Source organism: Neisseria sp. DTU_2020_1000833_1_SI_GRL_NUU_006, assembly GCA_032388755.1.
GTDB classification, from domain to species: domain Bacteria; phylum Pseudomonadota; class Gammaproteobacteria; order Burkholderiales; family Neisseriaceae; genus Neisseria; species Neisseria sicca_C.
Window position 1 is genome coordinate 798,989 of record CP135593.1, and the last position, 14,458, is coordinate 813,446.

The 14,458-nt window shown below is 51.6% G+C and carries 15 protein-coding genes; 11 read left to right on the top strand and 4 right to left on the bottom strand.

Annotation, left to right across the window (positions count from 1 at the left end; genetic code table 11):
* Positions 1–79 precede the first annotated feature (79 nt).
* The 11 genes from RSJ68_03885 (at position 80) to rfaD (ending at position 9,168) form a co-directional block, all read left to right on the top strand.
* The gene (locus RSJ68_03885; protein ID WNU97878.1) at positions 80–1,276 is read left to right on the top strand and encodes a PIN domain-containing protein; all 1,197 of its coding nucleotides are present in this window, start codon (positions 80–82) and stop codon (positions 1,274–1,276) included.
* 52 nt (positions 1,277–1,328) lie between these two features.
* Positions 1,329–2,348 (top strand): tetraacyldisaccharide 4'-kinase, encoded by a 1,020-nt coding sequence (gene lpxK / locus RSJ68_03890; protein WNU97879.1) that lies wholly within the window; start codon positions 1,329–1,331, stop codon positions 2,346–2,348.
* A gap of 49 nt (positions 2,349–2,397) precedes the next feature.
* Positions 2,398–3,078, top strand: a complete 681-nt coding sequence (locus RSJ68_03895) for a hypothetical protein (protein ID WNU97880.1) — start codon at positions 2,398–2,400, stop codon at positions 3,076–3,078.
* A 49-nt stretch (positions 3,079–3,127) separates the two neighbouring features.
* Complete coding sequence (locus RSJ68_03900; GenBank protein ID WNU98342.1) at positions 3,128–3,709, top strand: DUF2059 domain-containing protein; 582 nt, start codon at positions 3,128–3,130, stop codon at positions 3,707–3,709.
* Positions 3,710–3,768: 59 nt separating this feature from the next.
* On the top strand, positions 3,769–3,951 hold the full coding sequence (locus RSJ68_03905) for a Trm112 family protein (protein ID WNU97881.1): 183 nt from the start codon (positions 3,769–3,771) through the stop codon (positions 3,949–3,951).
* A complete protein-coding gene (kdsB, locus tag RSJ68_03910; GenBank protein ID WNU97882.1) occupies positions 3,948–4,709 on the top strand; it encodes a 3-deoxy-manno-octulosonate cytidylyltransferase in 762 nt (253 codons plus the stop codon). The genes RSJ68_03905 and kdsB overlap by 4 nt, the downstream gene beginning before the upstream one ends.
* A 10-nt stretch (positions 4,710–4,719) precedes the next feature.
* The gene (locus RSJ68_03915; GenBank protein WNU97883.1) at positions 4,720–5,238 is read left to right on the top strand and encodes a 3-deoxy-manno-octulosonate cytidylyltransferase; all 519 of its coding nucleotides are present in this window, start codon (positions 4,720–4,722) and stop codon (positions 5,236–5,238) included.
* An 82-nt stretch (positions 5,239–5,320) separates the two neighbouring features.
* Positions 5,321–5,968, top strand: coding sequence for an adenylate kinase (gene adk / locus RSJ68_03920; GenBank protein WNU97884.1), 648 nt, complete (start codon positions 5,321–5,323; stop codon positions 5,966–5,968).
* Between the two features lie 348 nt (positions 5,969–6,316).
* A complete protein-coding gene (gene pyrF, locus RSJ68_03925; protein ID WNU98343.1) occupies positions 6,317–7,057 on the top strand; it encodes an orotidine-5'-phosphate decarboxylase in 741 nt (246 codons plus the stop codon).
* A 54-nt stretch (positions 7,058–7,111) separates the two neighbouring features.
* Positions 7,112–8,074, top strand: coding sequence for an ADP-heptose synthase (gene hldA, locus RSJ68_03930; protein ID WNU97885.1), 963 nt, complete (start codon positions 7,112–7,114; stop codon positions 8,072–8,074).
* Positions 8,075–8,163: 89 nt separating this feature from the next.
* Positions 8,164–9,168, top strand: coding sequence for an ADP-glyceromanno-heptose 6-epimerase (rfaD, locus tag RSJ68_03935; protein ID WNU97886.1), 1,005 nt, complete (start codon positions 8,164–8,166; stop codon positions 9,166–9,168).
* Between the two features lie 81 nt (positions 9,169–9,249).
* Here rfaD and dapC read toward each other — a convergent pair whose 3' ends face one another.
* The 4 genes from dapC to RSJ68_03955 all read right to left on the bottom strand — a co-directional run bounded on the left by dapC (position 9,250) and on the right by RSJ68_03955 (position 14,257).
* On the bottom strand, positions 9,250–10,437 hold the full coding sequence (gene dapC, locus RSJ68_03940; GenBank protein ID WNU97887.1) for a succinyldiaminopimelate transaminase: 1,188 nt from the start codon (positions 10,435–10,437) through the stop codon (positions 9,250–9,252).
* Positions 10,438–10,715: 278 nt separating this feature from the next.
* Positions 10,716–11,885: a nitronate monooxygenase family protein gene (locus RSJ68_03945; GenBank protein WNU97888.1), complete on the bottom strand. Its 1,170-nt coding sequence runs from the start codon at positions 11,883–11,885 to the stop codon at positions 10,716–10,718.
* A gap of 321 nt (positions 11,886–12,206) precedes the next feature.
* Positions 12,207–13,133, bottom strand: coding sequence for an aldose 1-epimerase (locus RSJ68_03950; protein WNU97889.1), 927 nt, complete (start codon positions 13,131–13,133; stop codon positions 12,207–12,209).
* A 74-nt stretch (positions 13,134–13,207) separates the two neighbouring features.
* The gene (locus tag RSJ68_03955; protein ID WNU97890.1) at positions 13,208–14,257 is read right to left on the bottom strand and encodes a pseudouridine synthase; all 1,050 of its coding nucleotides are present in this window, start codon (positions 14,255–14,257) and stop codon (positions 13,208–13,210) included.
* Positions 14,258–14,458: the final 201 nt, after the last annotated feature.

The window sequence follows — 14,458 nt, forward strand, 5'->3', positions numbered from 1 at the left end:
GTCTGAAAGAAGTCTTTGCCGGATATTATTTTAATAGTATATTGTCAACCTCTAAACGAAAACATTACGGGATACTGTTATGAAACATATTTTGATTGATTTTGAAAACGTCCAACCGGAAGCATCGCAATTGAGCGGAGTGAGTGAAGAAAACTGCCATATCTGGCTTTTTCTGGGGAAGCTGCAACAAAAAACTTTATCGGTGGAGCTTTGCGAAGCCTTATGCAGGTTTGGGAAAAATGTTCATTTCGTACGGATCGCAAAGACAGGCAAAAATGCTTTGGATTTTTATCTTGCCTATTATTTAGGCAAGATTACGGAACGGGACAAGGAGGCATTGATATGCATTCTTTCGAGGGACGGGGGATTTGATGTTTTAGTCGAACATTTGGAAGATGCGCATTTGTGTAAGGGTATTGTCAGATTGGGAAGTTTGGAGGATGCAGGGAAGAATGAGGAATTGTTATTGGAAATGAAAAAACAACAGATAGGACAAGAACCTAATCTTTCAAAGGATAAGCACTCCGCCGAAGAAGCGGAAATTGTGTATTCTGAACCTGTTGCTTTACATCAATCTCCTACATTTATTAATTCATGTGTACGAAAGGTAATTGCAGCATTAATTCCGCCCAGTGCTTTCAGACCGACCGTTTTTCACAATTTGGAATCGCGCTTGCATTCTGTTTTGTATCAAGAATTAATCCCCTTTAATCAAGAACAACAAAATGAAATAGTTGGGAAAATTATCCAAAGTATGCTTAATAAAAAACTGATTTCGTTCAATCCTGATACTAATTTTGTGAATTATCACATTAGCAGTAATGATATTTTAGAGAAGTTGACGTGCAAGCTGATTGAATCAAAAAGTAAAACGGTACAGGGCGCTAGAAATGTTCTGCGTTCGCAATCTAAAATATTTTGTTTGGAAGTGGAAGAAAATACATTAGATGATATTTTAAAATACTGCGAATTCCAGCAATTGATACGTATCAAAGGCGACAAGATAGAATATGCCCCTTTCCCTTTGGAGATTCAAATTCCGAAACGGATTGATATTATCAGCAAAGAAGAAGATATTAAGATACTGAATGCAGTACAGAAATTTTTTAATAAGTCAGCTAAAAATAAACCAAAAACCAAAAAAGCAATAATCAATTCTTTCAAATCCATTCTGAAATTATCGGATAACCATATTGAAAAATTAATTAATGTGCTTGTCAGTCAGAAAAAATTTTCTATTGATAATTTAGGGAAAGTGAACTATCCAAAAAAATAAGGTTTGCCTGTTTTGGATATTTCCCTTATCCCATACCCCAAAAGATGCCCGAATGCCCAAACTCCATCAAATCATCGAACGCCATTGGCAACGCCCCAATCCGTTTTTATCTTTCCTGCTCAAACCCTTATCCATACTTTTCGCCAAAATTGCAGCAAAACGGCGCGATGATTTCGTTTCAGGCCGTCTGAAAAGCGAAAAGCTGCCCGTGCCTGTGGTCGTGGTCGGCAATATCCATGCGGGTGGGACGGGGAAAACGCCGATTGTCGCCGCGCTGGTGTCGGGTTTGCAGGAAAAAGGCGTCAAGGTCGGCATCATCAGCCGGGGCTACGGGCGCAAGAGTAAAGAGGTTCATGTATTGAATGCCAAGAGCCGTGCGGAAGATGCGGGCGATGAGCCTTTGCTGCTGTTCCGCAAAACCGGCGCACCGACGGCGGTGGGCAGCAGCCGTGCGGAGGCAGGCAGGGCGTTGCTGGCGGCGCATCCCGACATCAGGCTGATTGTAGCGGACGACGGTTTGCAGCATTACGCCCTGCGGCGGGATGTGGAAATCGCGGTGTTTCCGGCCGCAGATACGGGGCGCACGGATTTGGATCTGCTGCCCAACGGCAGTTTGCGCGAACCTTTGTCGCGACTGGATTCGGTGGATGCGGTCGTCGTCAGCGGAGGCAAGGCGGATGCGTCGTTTGTGCCGTCTGAAAACATGTTTCACAGCCGTATCGAAACGGGACAGATTTACCGTTTGAACCAGCCGTCCGAATTACTGGGTACAGGTCGTCTGAAAAACCAAACCGTCGCCGCCGTGGCGGGCATCGCCAAGCCGGAGCGCTTTTTCGATTCGTTGCGGAACATGGGCATCATATTGAACCAAACCGTCGCGCTGCCCGACCATGCCGGCATCGCAGCGGCAGATTTGCCCGATGCGGATGCGGTCATTATTACGGAGAAAGATGCGGTCAAGTTTTCAGACGACCTCAATATGAATCATGTATGGGTGTTGCCTGTTTGTGCGATAATCGAACCTGATTTGGCGGCGTTTGTTTCAAAAATGTTAGAATCTAAACGCTTATAGATGTTTCCCGGATGTTTTAAAACAGTTTCAAACAACGTAATAGGAGAGAATGATGAAATTGAAATATTTGCTGGTTTTTTGTGCAGCTTTATTAACTTGCGCTCAAAATGTGGTTGCCAAAAAAAGGGCAAGGCCGAGTGATAGTGCTGCGGTTAAATTTCTGGAAATCCAAGGCATAAACAGCTATTACGCAGATAAGTTAGAAAGCTCTTTGGAGATGGTGGATAAAGAGATCAATGCCCGTTTGTTGTCTATGACTCCTTTAACTCAAAGAGGAAAGATGCGGGCATTGATAAGCCGCTATATTGAAGATATGCATGCCGAATTGACCCATCCGGAGATGGAAAGACAATGGCTGGATCAAGAAAAGCGCGCAGTACAAAAACTGTTCACTCAAGAAGAAGTCGATGTGATCAACCGGTTTTTCTCTTCAGCCCAAGGGAAAAATATTTTGAAGAAGATAAGAAACCGCCAACGGCGCGGCGGAGGCATTAGAAATTATTTGAGCCGCTCGGAAATTGAGAAGATTTCCGAAGCATTTGGAGATGGTGCCGGAAAATCTGCACTTGGAAAAATAGAACGGTTTGATAAGCTGAATGATAAGATTATCCACAGAACTTTGAGCGACAATTTCAGCAATGCAAGCGATAGATATACGCCTGCGTTTGAGGAACAGGCACACCGTCTTTTGAGTAAAGGCAATAAACTTTTACCGAAATTTTTCAAATAAAGCTTTAGTCGTCTGAAAATATTTATTTTTTGTTGAAAGGAAAAGAATGATGAAACTGAAAACTTTGTTATTGCCCTTCGCCGCGTTGGCATTGTGTGCCAACGCATTTGCCGCTACACCCAGCGATGCGTCGCTGGAGCGTTGGTTGGATACGCAGAATTTTGACCGGGATATGGAAAAAAATATGATTGACAGTTTCAATATTGGATTTAAACCATATGCAGATAAAGCCCTTGCCAAAATACCGGAAACGAAAAAAGAGCAAATGGCAAAAGCTATTGACCGTTATCGCGAAAATGTTTTGAAAGATTTGATAACGCCCGAAGTGAAACAAACTGTCCGCAATACTTTATTAAAGCATGCTAAATCGACATACACGCAAGAAGAAGTTGACAGCATGATTGCCTTTTATAGTTCGCCTATCGGGCAGGCTGTTGTTGCCAAGACGCCTCTTATGCTCAAGCAAGCGATGAGTGAAATATCGACGTTTGGATTTGCATTAACAGAAAAAGCTGTGCAGCGTCATACGCCTGAATTTGCAAAAGAGATACAAGGTATCATGTGTGGCGACAAAAACCCTGATACAAGCTGTAAACAAGCCAAACAGGTTGGGAAAAAGCATAAGAAATAAATTATAGTCGTCTGAAAATATTTCAGACGACCTCCAATTTATCAAACGAAAGAAACCCCATGGAAAAAAAATTCTTAGACATCCTCGTCTGTCCCGTTACCAAAGGCAGGCTGGAATATCATCAGGACAAACAAGAGTTGTGGAGCCGTCAGGCGAAGCTGGCTTATCCGATTAAAGACGGCATTCCCTATATGCTGGAAAACGAAGCACGAGCGTTGAGCGAAGAGGAACTCAAAGCATGACCGAATTTGTCGTATTGATTCCGGCGCGGCTGGATTCATCGCGCCTGCCCGGAAAAGCCTTGGCGGATATTCACGGCAAACCGATGGTCGTGCGCGTTGCCGAACAGGCGGCAAAAAGCAAAGCCGCGCGCGTCGTCGTTGCCACCGACCATCCCGACATTCAGACGGCCTGTCAGGCGCACGGCGTCGAAGTCGTCATGACTTCAAAACGGCACGAAAGCGGCACGACGCGCCTTGCCGAAGCCGCCGCCGCGCTGAAACTGCCGCAACATCTGGTGGTCGTCAACGTACAGGGCGACGAACCGCTGATTGCCCCCGAACTTATCGACCGCACCGCCGAAGTTTTAGTGGAAAACAACGTACAGATGGCGACCGCGGCACACGAATTGCACGATTTCGACGAATTTATGAATCCCAACGTCGTCAAAGTCGTCCTCGACAAAAACCGCAACGCCATCTACTTCAGCCGCGCCCCGATTCCCTATCCGCGCGATGCCATGCGCGCCGAAAAACGCGAATTGCCTGCCGAAACCGCCGTCCTGCGCCATATCGGCATCTACGCCTACCGCGCCGGTTTTCTGCAACGCTACGCCGAAATGAGCGTTTCGCCGCTGGAAACCATTGAATCGCTGGAACAACTGCGCGTCCTGTGGCACGGCTATCCGATTGCCGTCGAAACCGCCAAACAAGCCCCCGCAGCCGGCGTGGATACGCAGGAAGATTTGGACAGGGTCCGAGCCGTCTTTGAGGCCGTCTGAAAGGAAAAACATGACCGATTTACGCCATTTGAGCCGCGAAGAGCAAAAACTGCTTGCCGATGTTGCCCTGCTGGTTCAAAACGACGACCAAGAGTTTAACTATGAAATGTTGAAAGCCGCCGCGCCGGACGAAGCCAGCGGCGAGTTTTGGTTCCGTATGGCGGAAACGCTCAGTACGCTGCCGCCCAACCGTTCGCTGGATTTGCGCTTTAACGGCGGCAGGCTGACGGTTGCCGTGTCGATTTTGTCGGTATTGCTGCAAGACAGCCCTGAAATTCCGCAGCTTTGGGCGCAAAAGGTGATTGCGCTCAACTACTTGGCACACGGGCATCAGACCCGCGCGCGCGGTTTGGCGCAGCAGGCGGACAAGGCGGCGGAAGCCAATGAGGAAGAGTATTTGGCGAAGACTTTATCGCAAAACCTGCTTTCCACTTTGCAAGACGCATTGAAGCGTTTTCCCGAAGACACATGGTTTGCCGAAATGCGCGATGACGCATGGAAACATTTCGGCGCGGAACAGGCCGTCTGAAGTTTTGAACGATAAACGCAAGCCGTGTAAAATCATTTGAATCACGTTTCAAATCCATACTACTTAACAAAAAGGAACACCCATGAAAGTATTATTGTTAGGCGCGCCGGGCGCGGGCAAAGGCACTCAGGCTCAATTCATCACCGCTGCGTTCAGCATTCCGCAAATTTCCACCGGCGACATGCTCCGCGCTGCGATTAAAGCAGGCACGCCGCTGGGTTTGGAAGCGAAAAAAATCATTGACGAAGGCGGCTTGGTGCGCGACGACATCATCATCGGCATGGTCAAAGAGCGCATCGCGCAAGACGACTGCAAAAACGGTTTCCTGTTCGACGGCTTCCCGCGCACGCTGGCACAAGCCGAAGCGATGGTTGAAGCGGGTGTGGATTTGGACGCGGTCGTTGAAATCGACGTACCCGACAGCGTGATTGTCGACCGCATGAGCGGCCGCCGCGTCCACTTGGCTTCCGGCCGCACCTACCACGTTACCTACAATCCGCCCAAAGTCGAAGGCAAAGACGACGTAACCGGCGAAGATTTGATTCAGCGCGACGACGACAAAGAAGAAACCGTCAAAAAACGCCTTGCCGTGTACCACGAGCAAACCGAAGTGCTGGTCGATTTTTACAGCAAGCTGGAAGGCGAACACGCGCCGAAATACATCAAGGTTGACGGCACTCAGCCGGTAGAAGCCGTGAAAGCCGAAATATTGGGCGCATTGGGCAAATAAATCGAAAAGGTCGTCTGAAAACAGGAAATCAGGTTTTCAGACGACCTGTTTTTGATAAACAGCGTGTTGCAACCGAAAAATAATCATTCGGCGTCATTCCCGCGCAGGCGGAAATCCATTTCTGAATTTGGGCAATCGCTGTTTAAATCTGATGAACTGAGTTTTATCAATGGATTCCCGCCTGCGCGGGAATGACGGCTGATGTACCGGTTCAAATTTATCCGAAACAGTTTGTCGGGGGCTTGAGTCCGCGTAGGTGGACATCAATGCCCGACCTACGGTTTGAATTTACGTTGTTACTGCGAAAAAGACGATAAAGGTCGTCTGAAAACCCAAAACGAAAACACCATGAATCCTTTAATCACCGACTTCCAAACTCCGCAACAACGCACCCCCGTCATCGTTGCCCTTGATTTTGCCAACGAAAAAGACACGCTCGGATTCGTCCGCAACCTTGATCCGACGTTGTGCCAAATCAAAATCGGCAAAGAACTGTTTACCGCCACGGGGCGCAGTTTGGCGGAAAGCCTGATTCATCAGGGCTTCAAACTCTTTCTTGATTTGAAATACCACGACATTCCCCACACCGTCGCGCAAGCCTGCAAAGTCGCCGCCGACATGGGCGTGTGGATGGTCGATATGCACGCATCGGGCGGCCGCCGCATGATGGAAGCCGCCGCCGAAGCCGTTGCCGGATACGGCACGAAGCCGCTCTTAATCGGCGTAACCGTGTTGACCAGCATGGAACAAAGCGATTTGGCGGAAATCGGTTTGAACATCGCCCCTGAAGAACAAGTCATCCGCTTGGCAAAACTGGCGCAAAGTTCGGGCTTGGACGGCGTGGTCTGCTCCGCCCAAGAAGCCGCGCCACTGCGCCGCGAATTGGGGCAGGATTTTGTCTTGGTAACGCCCGGCATCCGTTTGGACGTTGCCGGCAACAACGACGACCAACGCCGCATCATGACGCCCGCCGAAGCATTGGCAGCGGGTTCGACTTATCTGGTGATGGGCCGTCCGGTAACCAAAGCTGCTGATCCGGTAGCCGTATTGCGCGAAGTGAACCGCGTAGCGAACCTTGAAGCAAACTGATTTTCAGACGACCTTACAGGTTGAGGCCGTTTGAAAAAACACAACGGAGGCAATATGCCCACCAAGTTCCAACAAGAAACCCTCAAATCCCGTTTCGCACAAGCCAAAGTCCTTGTTGTCGGCGACGTGATGCTCGACCGCTATTGGTTTGGCGACGTGTCCCGTATTTCGCCCGAAGCGCCCGTGCCGGTGGCCAAAATCGGACGAATCGACCAACGTGCGGGCGGAGCGGCGAACGTTGCGCGCAACATCGCTTCGTTGGGCGGCAAAGCAGGGCTGTTGTCGGTAACCGGCGACGACGAAGCCGCCAACGCGCTCGACGCGCTGATGGCGCAGGACGGCGTCGCCTCCTATCTGATGCGCGACAAACAAATCGCCACCACCGTCAAACTGCGCGTCGTCGCCCGCAACCAGCAGCTTATCCGCCTTGATTTTGAAGAACATCCCAACCGCGAAGTGTTGGAGCAAATCAAGCAGAAATACCGTGAAATATTGCCCGAATACGACGCAATCATTTTTTCAGACTACGGCAAAGGCGGCCTGTCGCACATCTCCGATATGATAGATTGGGCGAAACACGCCGGTAAAACCGTATTAATCGACCCCAAAGGCGACGATTACGAAAAATACGCCGGCGCCACACTGATTACACCCAATAGAGCCGAATTGAAAGAAGTGGTCGGCAGTTGGAAAAACGAAAGCGAGCTGACCGAAAAAGCGCAAAACCTGCGCCGCCACCTCGACCTGACCGCCGTTTTACTGACCCGCAGTGAAGAGGGCATGACCCTGTTCAGCGAAGGCGAACCCATTTACCAGCCCACCCGCGCCCAAGAAGTTTACGACGTATCCGGCGCAGGCGACACCGTCATTGCCGGAGTGGGCTTGGGGCTGGCGGCAGGCTACACCATGCCCGAAGCCATGCACCTCGCCAATACCGCCGCCGGTGTCGTCGTCGCCAAACTCGGCACGGCGGTTTGCTCGTTTGCAGAGTTGAACAAAGCATTGGAAGAGCAGTAATTTCTTTTTCAGACGACCCCGTCTTTCCAAGGTCGTCTGAAACGAGTGCAACGAGTTTCGCCAAAACCAAAAAACAAAGGAAACCCAATATGACCATCATCGTAACAGGCGCGGCCGGCTTTATCGGCAGCAACATCGTCAAAGCCCTCAACCAACGCGGCATTACCGACATCGTCGCCGTCGACAACCTGACCCGTGGCGAAAAATTCAAAAACCTTGCCGAGTGCGAAATCGCCCACTACCTCGACAAACACGAATTCATCCGTCAAGTGCGCGGCCATCTTCTGCCTTACGAAAACATCGAAGCCGTCTTCCACCAAGGCGCATGTTCCGACACCATGAACCACGACGGCCTCTACATGATGGACAACAACTACCAGTACACGCTCGACCTTTTGGACTGGTGTCAGGACGAACGCATCCCCTTCCTCTACGCCTCCAGCGCCGCCGTGTACGGCAAAGGCGAAATCTTCCGCGAAGAGCGCGAACTTGAAAAACCGCTCAATGTGTACGGCTACTCCAAATTCCTGTTCGACCAAGTATTGCGCCGCCGCATGAAAGAAGGCCTGACCGCCCAAGTCGTCGGCTTCCGCTACTTCAACGTTTACGGACAACACGAACAACACAAAGGCCGCATGGCATCCGTCGCCTTCCACCATTTCAACCAATACCGCGAACACGGTTACGTCAACCTGTTCGGTGCCAACGACGGCTACGGCAACGGCGAACAAACCCGCGACTTCGTCAGCGTCGAAGACGTCGCCAAAGTCAACCTCTACTTCTTCGACCACCCCAATCTCTCCGGCATCTACAACCTCGGCACCGGCCGCAGCCAACAATTCAACGAACTCGCCGCCGCTACCGTCAACGCCTGCCGCGCCGCCGAAGGCAAACCTGAACTGAGCTTAAAAGAGCTGATAGAAGAAGAACTTATCCGCTATATCCCCTTCCCCGACGCGCTCAAAGGCAAATACCAAAGCTTCACCCAGGCCGACATTACCAAACTGCGCGAAGCCGGATACAAGGAAGAATTTTTGGATGTCAAAGCAGGTGTCGGGCGCTACGTCAAATGGATGCTGGAAAATTTGGCTTGATTTGAAATGCCCATGAAAAAGGTCGTCTGAAAACTCAGATTTAAAGTTTTCAGACGACTTTTTATTGAACCGTTACCTTATTCAGCGATACAGGGAAACGATGGTTTCGGCGGCTTTGACGCAGCTGTCGACATCGGCGACCAAGGCGATGCGGACGTAGCCTTCACCGGGGTTGCCCCATTCGGTATCGCGGGCGAGGAAGCGGCCGGGGAGGACTTGGATGGCGGCTTTTTGCCAGAGATTTTTGGCAAATGCCAAATCATCGCCGTTCGGTACTTTCAGCCAGATATAGAATGATGCGTCGGGCAGTTTGACATCGAATGCCTGTTGCAAAATGGGGATGACGCGGTCGAATTTTTCCTGATACAGGCGGCGGTTGGCGATGACGTGTTCTTCGTCGTTCCATGCGGCGATGCTGGCGCGTTGGACGGGGATGCTCATTGCACTGCCGTGGTAGGTGCGGTAGAGCAGGAAGTTTTTAAGCAATTCGACATCGCCTGCGACAAAGCCGGAGCGCAGTCCGGGAACGTTGGAACGTTTGGAGAGGCTGGTGAACATGACGATATTGCGGTTGCTGCGCCCTAATTGTGCTGCCGCCTGTAAGCCGCCTATGGGTTTGTTGCCGTCGAAATAGATTTCGGAATAGCATTCGTCGGAAGCAATGATGAAACCGTATTTGTCTTGCAGATCAAAGATTTCTTGCCAGTCTTCCAGTTGCAGGACGCTGCCGCTGGGGTTGTTGGGCGAGCAGACGAACATGACTTTGGTGCGTTGCCATACGTCTTCGGTAATGCTTTTCCAATCGGGCTTAAAGGACGGGGCAGGGCAGTTGGCAAAACGGATTTCGCCGCCGCCGAGAATGGCTGCGCCTTCGTAGATTTGGTAGAACGGGTTGGGGCTGAGAACGACGGGTTTGAGGTCGTCTGAAACGGGGTTTAAGACGGTTTGAACGAAGGAAAACAAGGCTTCGCGGCTGCCAAGTACGGGCAGGACTTCCGTGTCGGGGTTGACGGTCAGTCCGTCGTAACGGCGGCGCATCCAGTCGGCACAAGCTTGGCGCAGCTCGGGCAGACCTGCGGTCAGGGGGTATTTTTCCAGTTCGTGCAGCGAGGCGGTCAGCGCATTGGTGATGACTTCGGGGGTAGGGTGTTTCGGTTCGCCGATATGCAGGTGGACGGGGGTGACGCCTTCGGGAGGGTTAACGCCCTGCATGGCTTCGCGCAGGCGGGCAAACGGATAGGGTTGGAGCTGGTCGAGTAGTGGGTTCATGGGTGTTCCAAATGTCTATCGAGACGGTCATCTTAGCATTTTTTATGCGGATTTTGTTGACAATGTGTCCATAGAAAGGGAGGCGGCGTTGGGAAAAGCTCGTCTGAATATCGGTTTCAGACGACCTTTTTAAGCATCACGCGATTTGCAGGCAAAATATAGTGGATTAAATTTAAACCAGTACGGCGTTGCCTCGCCTTGTCCTGATTTAAAGTTAATCCACTATAAAAGGGCACATTGAAATATGCCCTTTTTTAGCGTTCATCTGCGGATATGAATTATTTGGCTGCTGCGGGAAGAGCGCCGTTGAGCAGATATTGGATGGTTTCTTGCACCGTGCGGATGGCGTTGCCAAACGGTAGCGGGTCTTTACCTCGGAAAAACAAGCCCTTATCGACTTCGCCACGGAAAGCGGCAGAGAGTTGGATATCAATGCAGAATTGTCCGGCTTTTGCCAAACCGTCGCGCAGGCCGCAGCTGGTCAGACAGTTCAAGCCTTGCGTACAGCGGCGCGGGTCGGCTTTGGCATTGGCTTGCAGCTTGGATTCGCGCTTGATGTAGCTGTCTAGGAATTTGGTGCGCACACCGCGTGCGGGCAGTCCGGCGACGGACATAAATTCGACAACATGCTCGGTTTCTGCGCCTGCCAGCGTTTTTTTGAAGTTGATGTGGGCATCTCCTTCTTCGGTAACCGCAAACGCCGTGCCGATTTGGACGGCGGACGCACCCCAGTTTTTCAGGGCAGTTTTGACTTTTTCAAAGTTCGCCATGCCACCGGCGAGGATGAGCGGGATTTTTTCACTTTCAAGACCTAAGTTTTTGAATACTTCGAAAGTTTCTTCGATGACGCGTTTGAATTCAAACTTGGCATCGTTCACACCTGCCACGCTTGCCGCGCCCAAGTGTCCGGCAGCGTGTGCGGGATGCTCGATAACGATGGCGTCGGGTAAAACGCCTTTTTTCATCCAGCGTTTCAATACGATACCGATACCGCGTGATTCGGACAAAATCGGGAACAGGGCGACATCTTTGTGATAACCCTCGGTCATTTCGGGCAAATCCAACGGCAATCCCGCGCCCATCACAATCGCGTCCGCACCCGATTCGCAGGCTTGGCGGACGTAGGCGGCGTGGTCTTTGACGGCTTTCATGACGTTGACGGCAATCATGCCTTTGCCGTTTGCGTCGGCTTTGGCTTTTTGGATTTCGCGGTCAAGCGCGGTGCAGTTGAGTCGGGTGTATTTTTCTTCGCTCGGGTTGATTTTGGATTCGGCGAGCAGGTCGTCATGCAGGTGGCGCAAATCGACGCTGGCAATCGTGCCGACACCGTTTTCGCGGGCGACCGCGCTGGAGAGTTTCGATGCGGAAACACCCACGCCCATCCCGCCTTGGACGACGGGAATCAATGATTTGCCTCGGATGTGCAATGGGTCGAAGTTGTTTTGCATGTATGGGTTCCTTGATGGTTTCGGGTGGTGTTTTTAATAGACGGTATCTGTATCGAGGTTGCTTTTATCGGCTAAATGACGCCTGTTTTAAGATTTTAGGAATTATACTCTAATCAAATAGGAAATTAGAGTTTTAATACAGTTTCTTTGTTAAAATAATCTTAATATATTGTTAATTAAGAAATTATTGTTTTGATTGTTGGCGGTGTGCTGCGGCATTTTTTGGGACGAATGCGTCGCTTAAAAATCGAAAAGGTCGTCTGAAAACCTGATTGGGCGTTTTCAGACGACCTTTGCTTTGCCGGTAAAGGTTCGGGCTGTTTACGGACGGTTGGCAGCTATATGGTAGCGCGTTTCAAATGCGGCTTCTTCTCCTGCGTCCAGTTTGATTAACCCTAAGCCGTTGTTGAAACAGTCGGGTGCGCCACTGAGGTTTTCGATAGCGATGGTGTCGCGGGTCGATGGGGTGAAGATTTGCAGGTAGGGATAGGATGCGTCGGGGTAAATGCTCAGGGTCAGTCCGTTGCCTGAAAGCGTGCAGGCGGCGGGTTTGCTGCGTGCCAAGACAAAGCTGTTGTCCAATTCGATGCCTGCCAGGCTTGAGGTCGTCTGAAAACGGGTGTCGTCGATGATGCTGCCGTCAGGAACCAAATCGGCATCGAAGCCTAGGCGTTTGCTGCTGTCAATTTCCAGTGACCAGTCGTCGGTTGTGCCTCCGAGCGTGAAATAGGGGTGCCAGCCGTCTGCGAGCGGCATGGCGGTTGCGCCTTGGTTGCGGACGATGGAGCGGATGCTTAAGCCGTCTGCGCTGAGGCGGTAGCGGACGGTCAGGCTGAAGGGGAAGGGGTAGCCGCTGTCGTCTTGTGCGTAATCTGCGCGGATTTCGACTTCGGCGGATTGGGCGTCGGCATGGCTGTGTACGAGGGCGAACTCACGGTCATACATCAAACCGTGTGCCGCGTGTTCGGCGAGTTTGAATTTGCCGCACTGATACGCTTTGCCATCAAAGCTGTATTTGCCGTGGCGCAGGCGGCAGGCGTACGGGCTGAGTTTGCCGCTGCGGAACCATTCCGTCAGGCTCTCGCGGGCGTGTTGCGGGGTATCGTAGGCTTTGACGATGTTGAACCATGTGCCGTCGGGGCGGCGGATTTCGTAGCGGTTGAGCAGCCCGCCGTAAAGATAAATTTCCGCGCGCAAATCGGGGGAGGCGAGCAGCAGGCGGTCATTTTCGGTTTTGAGTGTGAACATGAAGCGGCTCCTGATTGGGGTTGAGGCAGGGTGTATAAAAGGTCGTCTGAAAAGTTTTCAGACGACCTTTGCGGTCAGGATTTCTTCCGGCGGCGTTCGCCCGGCAGCAGCATGTCCGCCCATTTGATGATGTTGGCGACTTCGGCGGGGTTGAGTTCGTAGAACTGCCCGCGTTTGAGGCGGTTGGGCAGGCCGATGGGGCCGAAGCCGACGCGCACGAGGCGACTGACGGTGAGGCCTTGGCTTTCGAATATGCGGCGTACTTCGCGGTTGCGGCCTTCTTTAATCACGACGTTGTACCATTTATTTGCACCTTCGCCGCCTTGTTCGTAGATGCGTTCGACTTTTGCCAAGCCGTCTTCGAGCATCACGCCTTCTTCGGTGAGGCTGCGCATTTGTTCGGTGGTCAGCCCACCCAGCACGCGCACGGCGTATTCGCGTTCGACTTCGAAGCTGGGGTGGGCGAAACGTTGGACGAGTTCGCCGGAGGTGGTCAGGATGAGCAGGCCGCTGGTGTTGATGTCCAAGCGTCCGATGGCGACCCAGCGGCTGCTGGCGGCCTGCGGCAGGCGGTCGAAGATGCTGACGCGGCCTTGCGGGTCGTCGCGGGAGACGATTTCGCCTTCTTGTTTGTAATACAGGATGATGCGGGGCAGGCGATCCGCCCATTTGAGTTTGATGATGCTGCCTTTGACGGTAACGTGGTCGTCGGGGGTGACTTTGTCGCCCAGTTGCGCGGTTTTGCCGTTGACCGTTACCCAGCCGTTGTTAATCCATTCTTCCATTTCGCGGCGGGAACCGACGCCGGACGCGGCAAGCACTTTTTGCAGGCGTTCGGGTTCCATGCGCGATAGGTCGCTGCGGCGCTCTTTCAAATCGCGCGCGCGTTCCATGATTTTTTGGTTGGGATTGCGGACGACGAGTTTTCTGGCTTTGGCGGCGCGCTGTTTGGGGGTGTTTTGCGGCTTGAGGTCGTCTGAAACTTTTTGTCCGTAAGGTTTGGAAGCGGTTTTGCGCGTTTCGTCTTTGGGACGGGCTTTGCTTTTGAAAGGTTTGGCGGTTTTCTTGGCAGACGGGGCTGCGCCGTCGCGCCATTGGCGTTTGCTGGTGGGTTGCTTGGACATGGGATTCTCCTAACGCGTTTGATGGCAGCGGGTTGAATTTGAGCAAGTCAAATTCAACCCGCTGCGGAAAACGGTTCTTCTGCGGCGGTAGCGGCAGGATAAGTTACGGATAAAAGGCCGCCTGAAAACGAATGAAACGAGTTTTGTTAAAACGTTTTTATATTTCAGACGACCTTTTGCTGGAGTCGGGATTTTACCCTA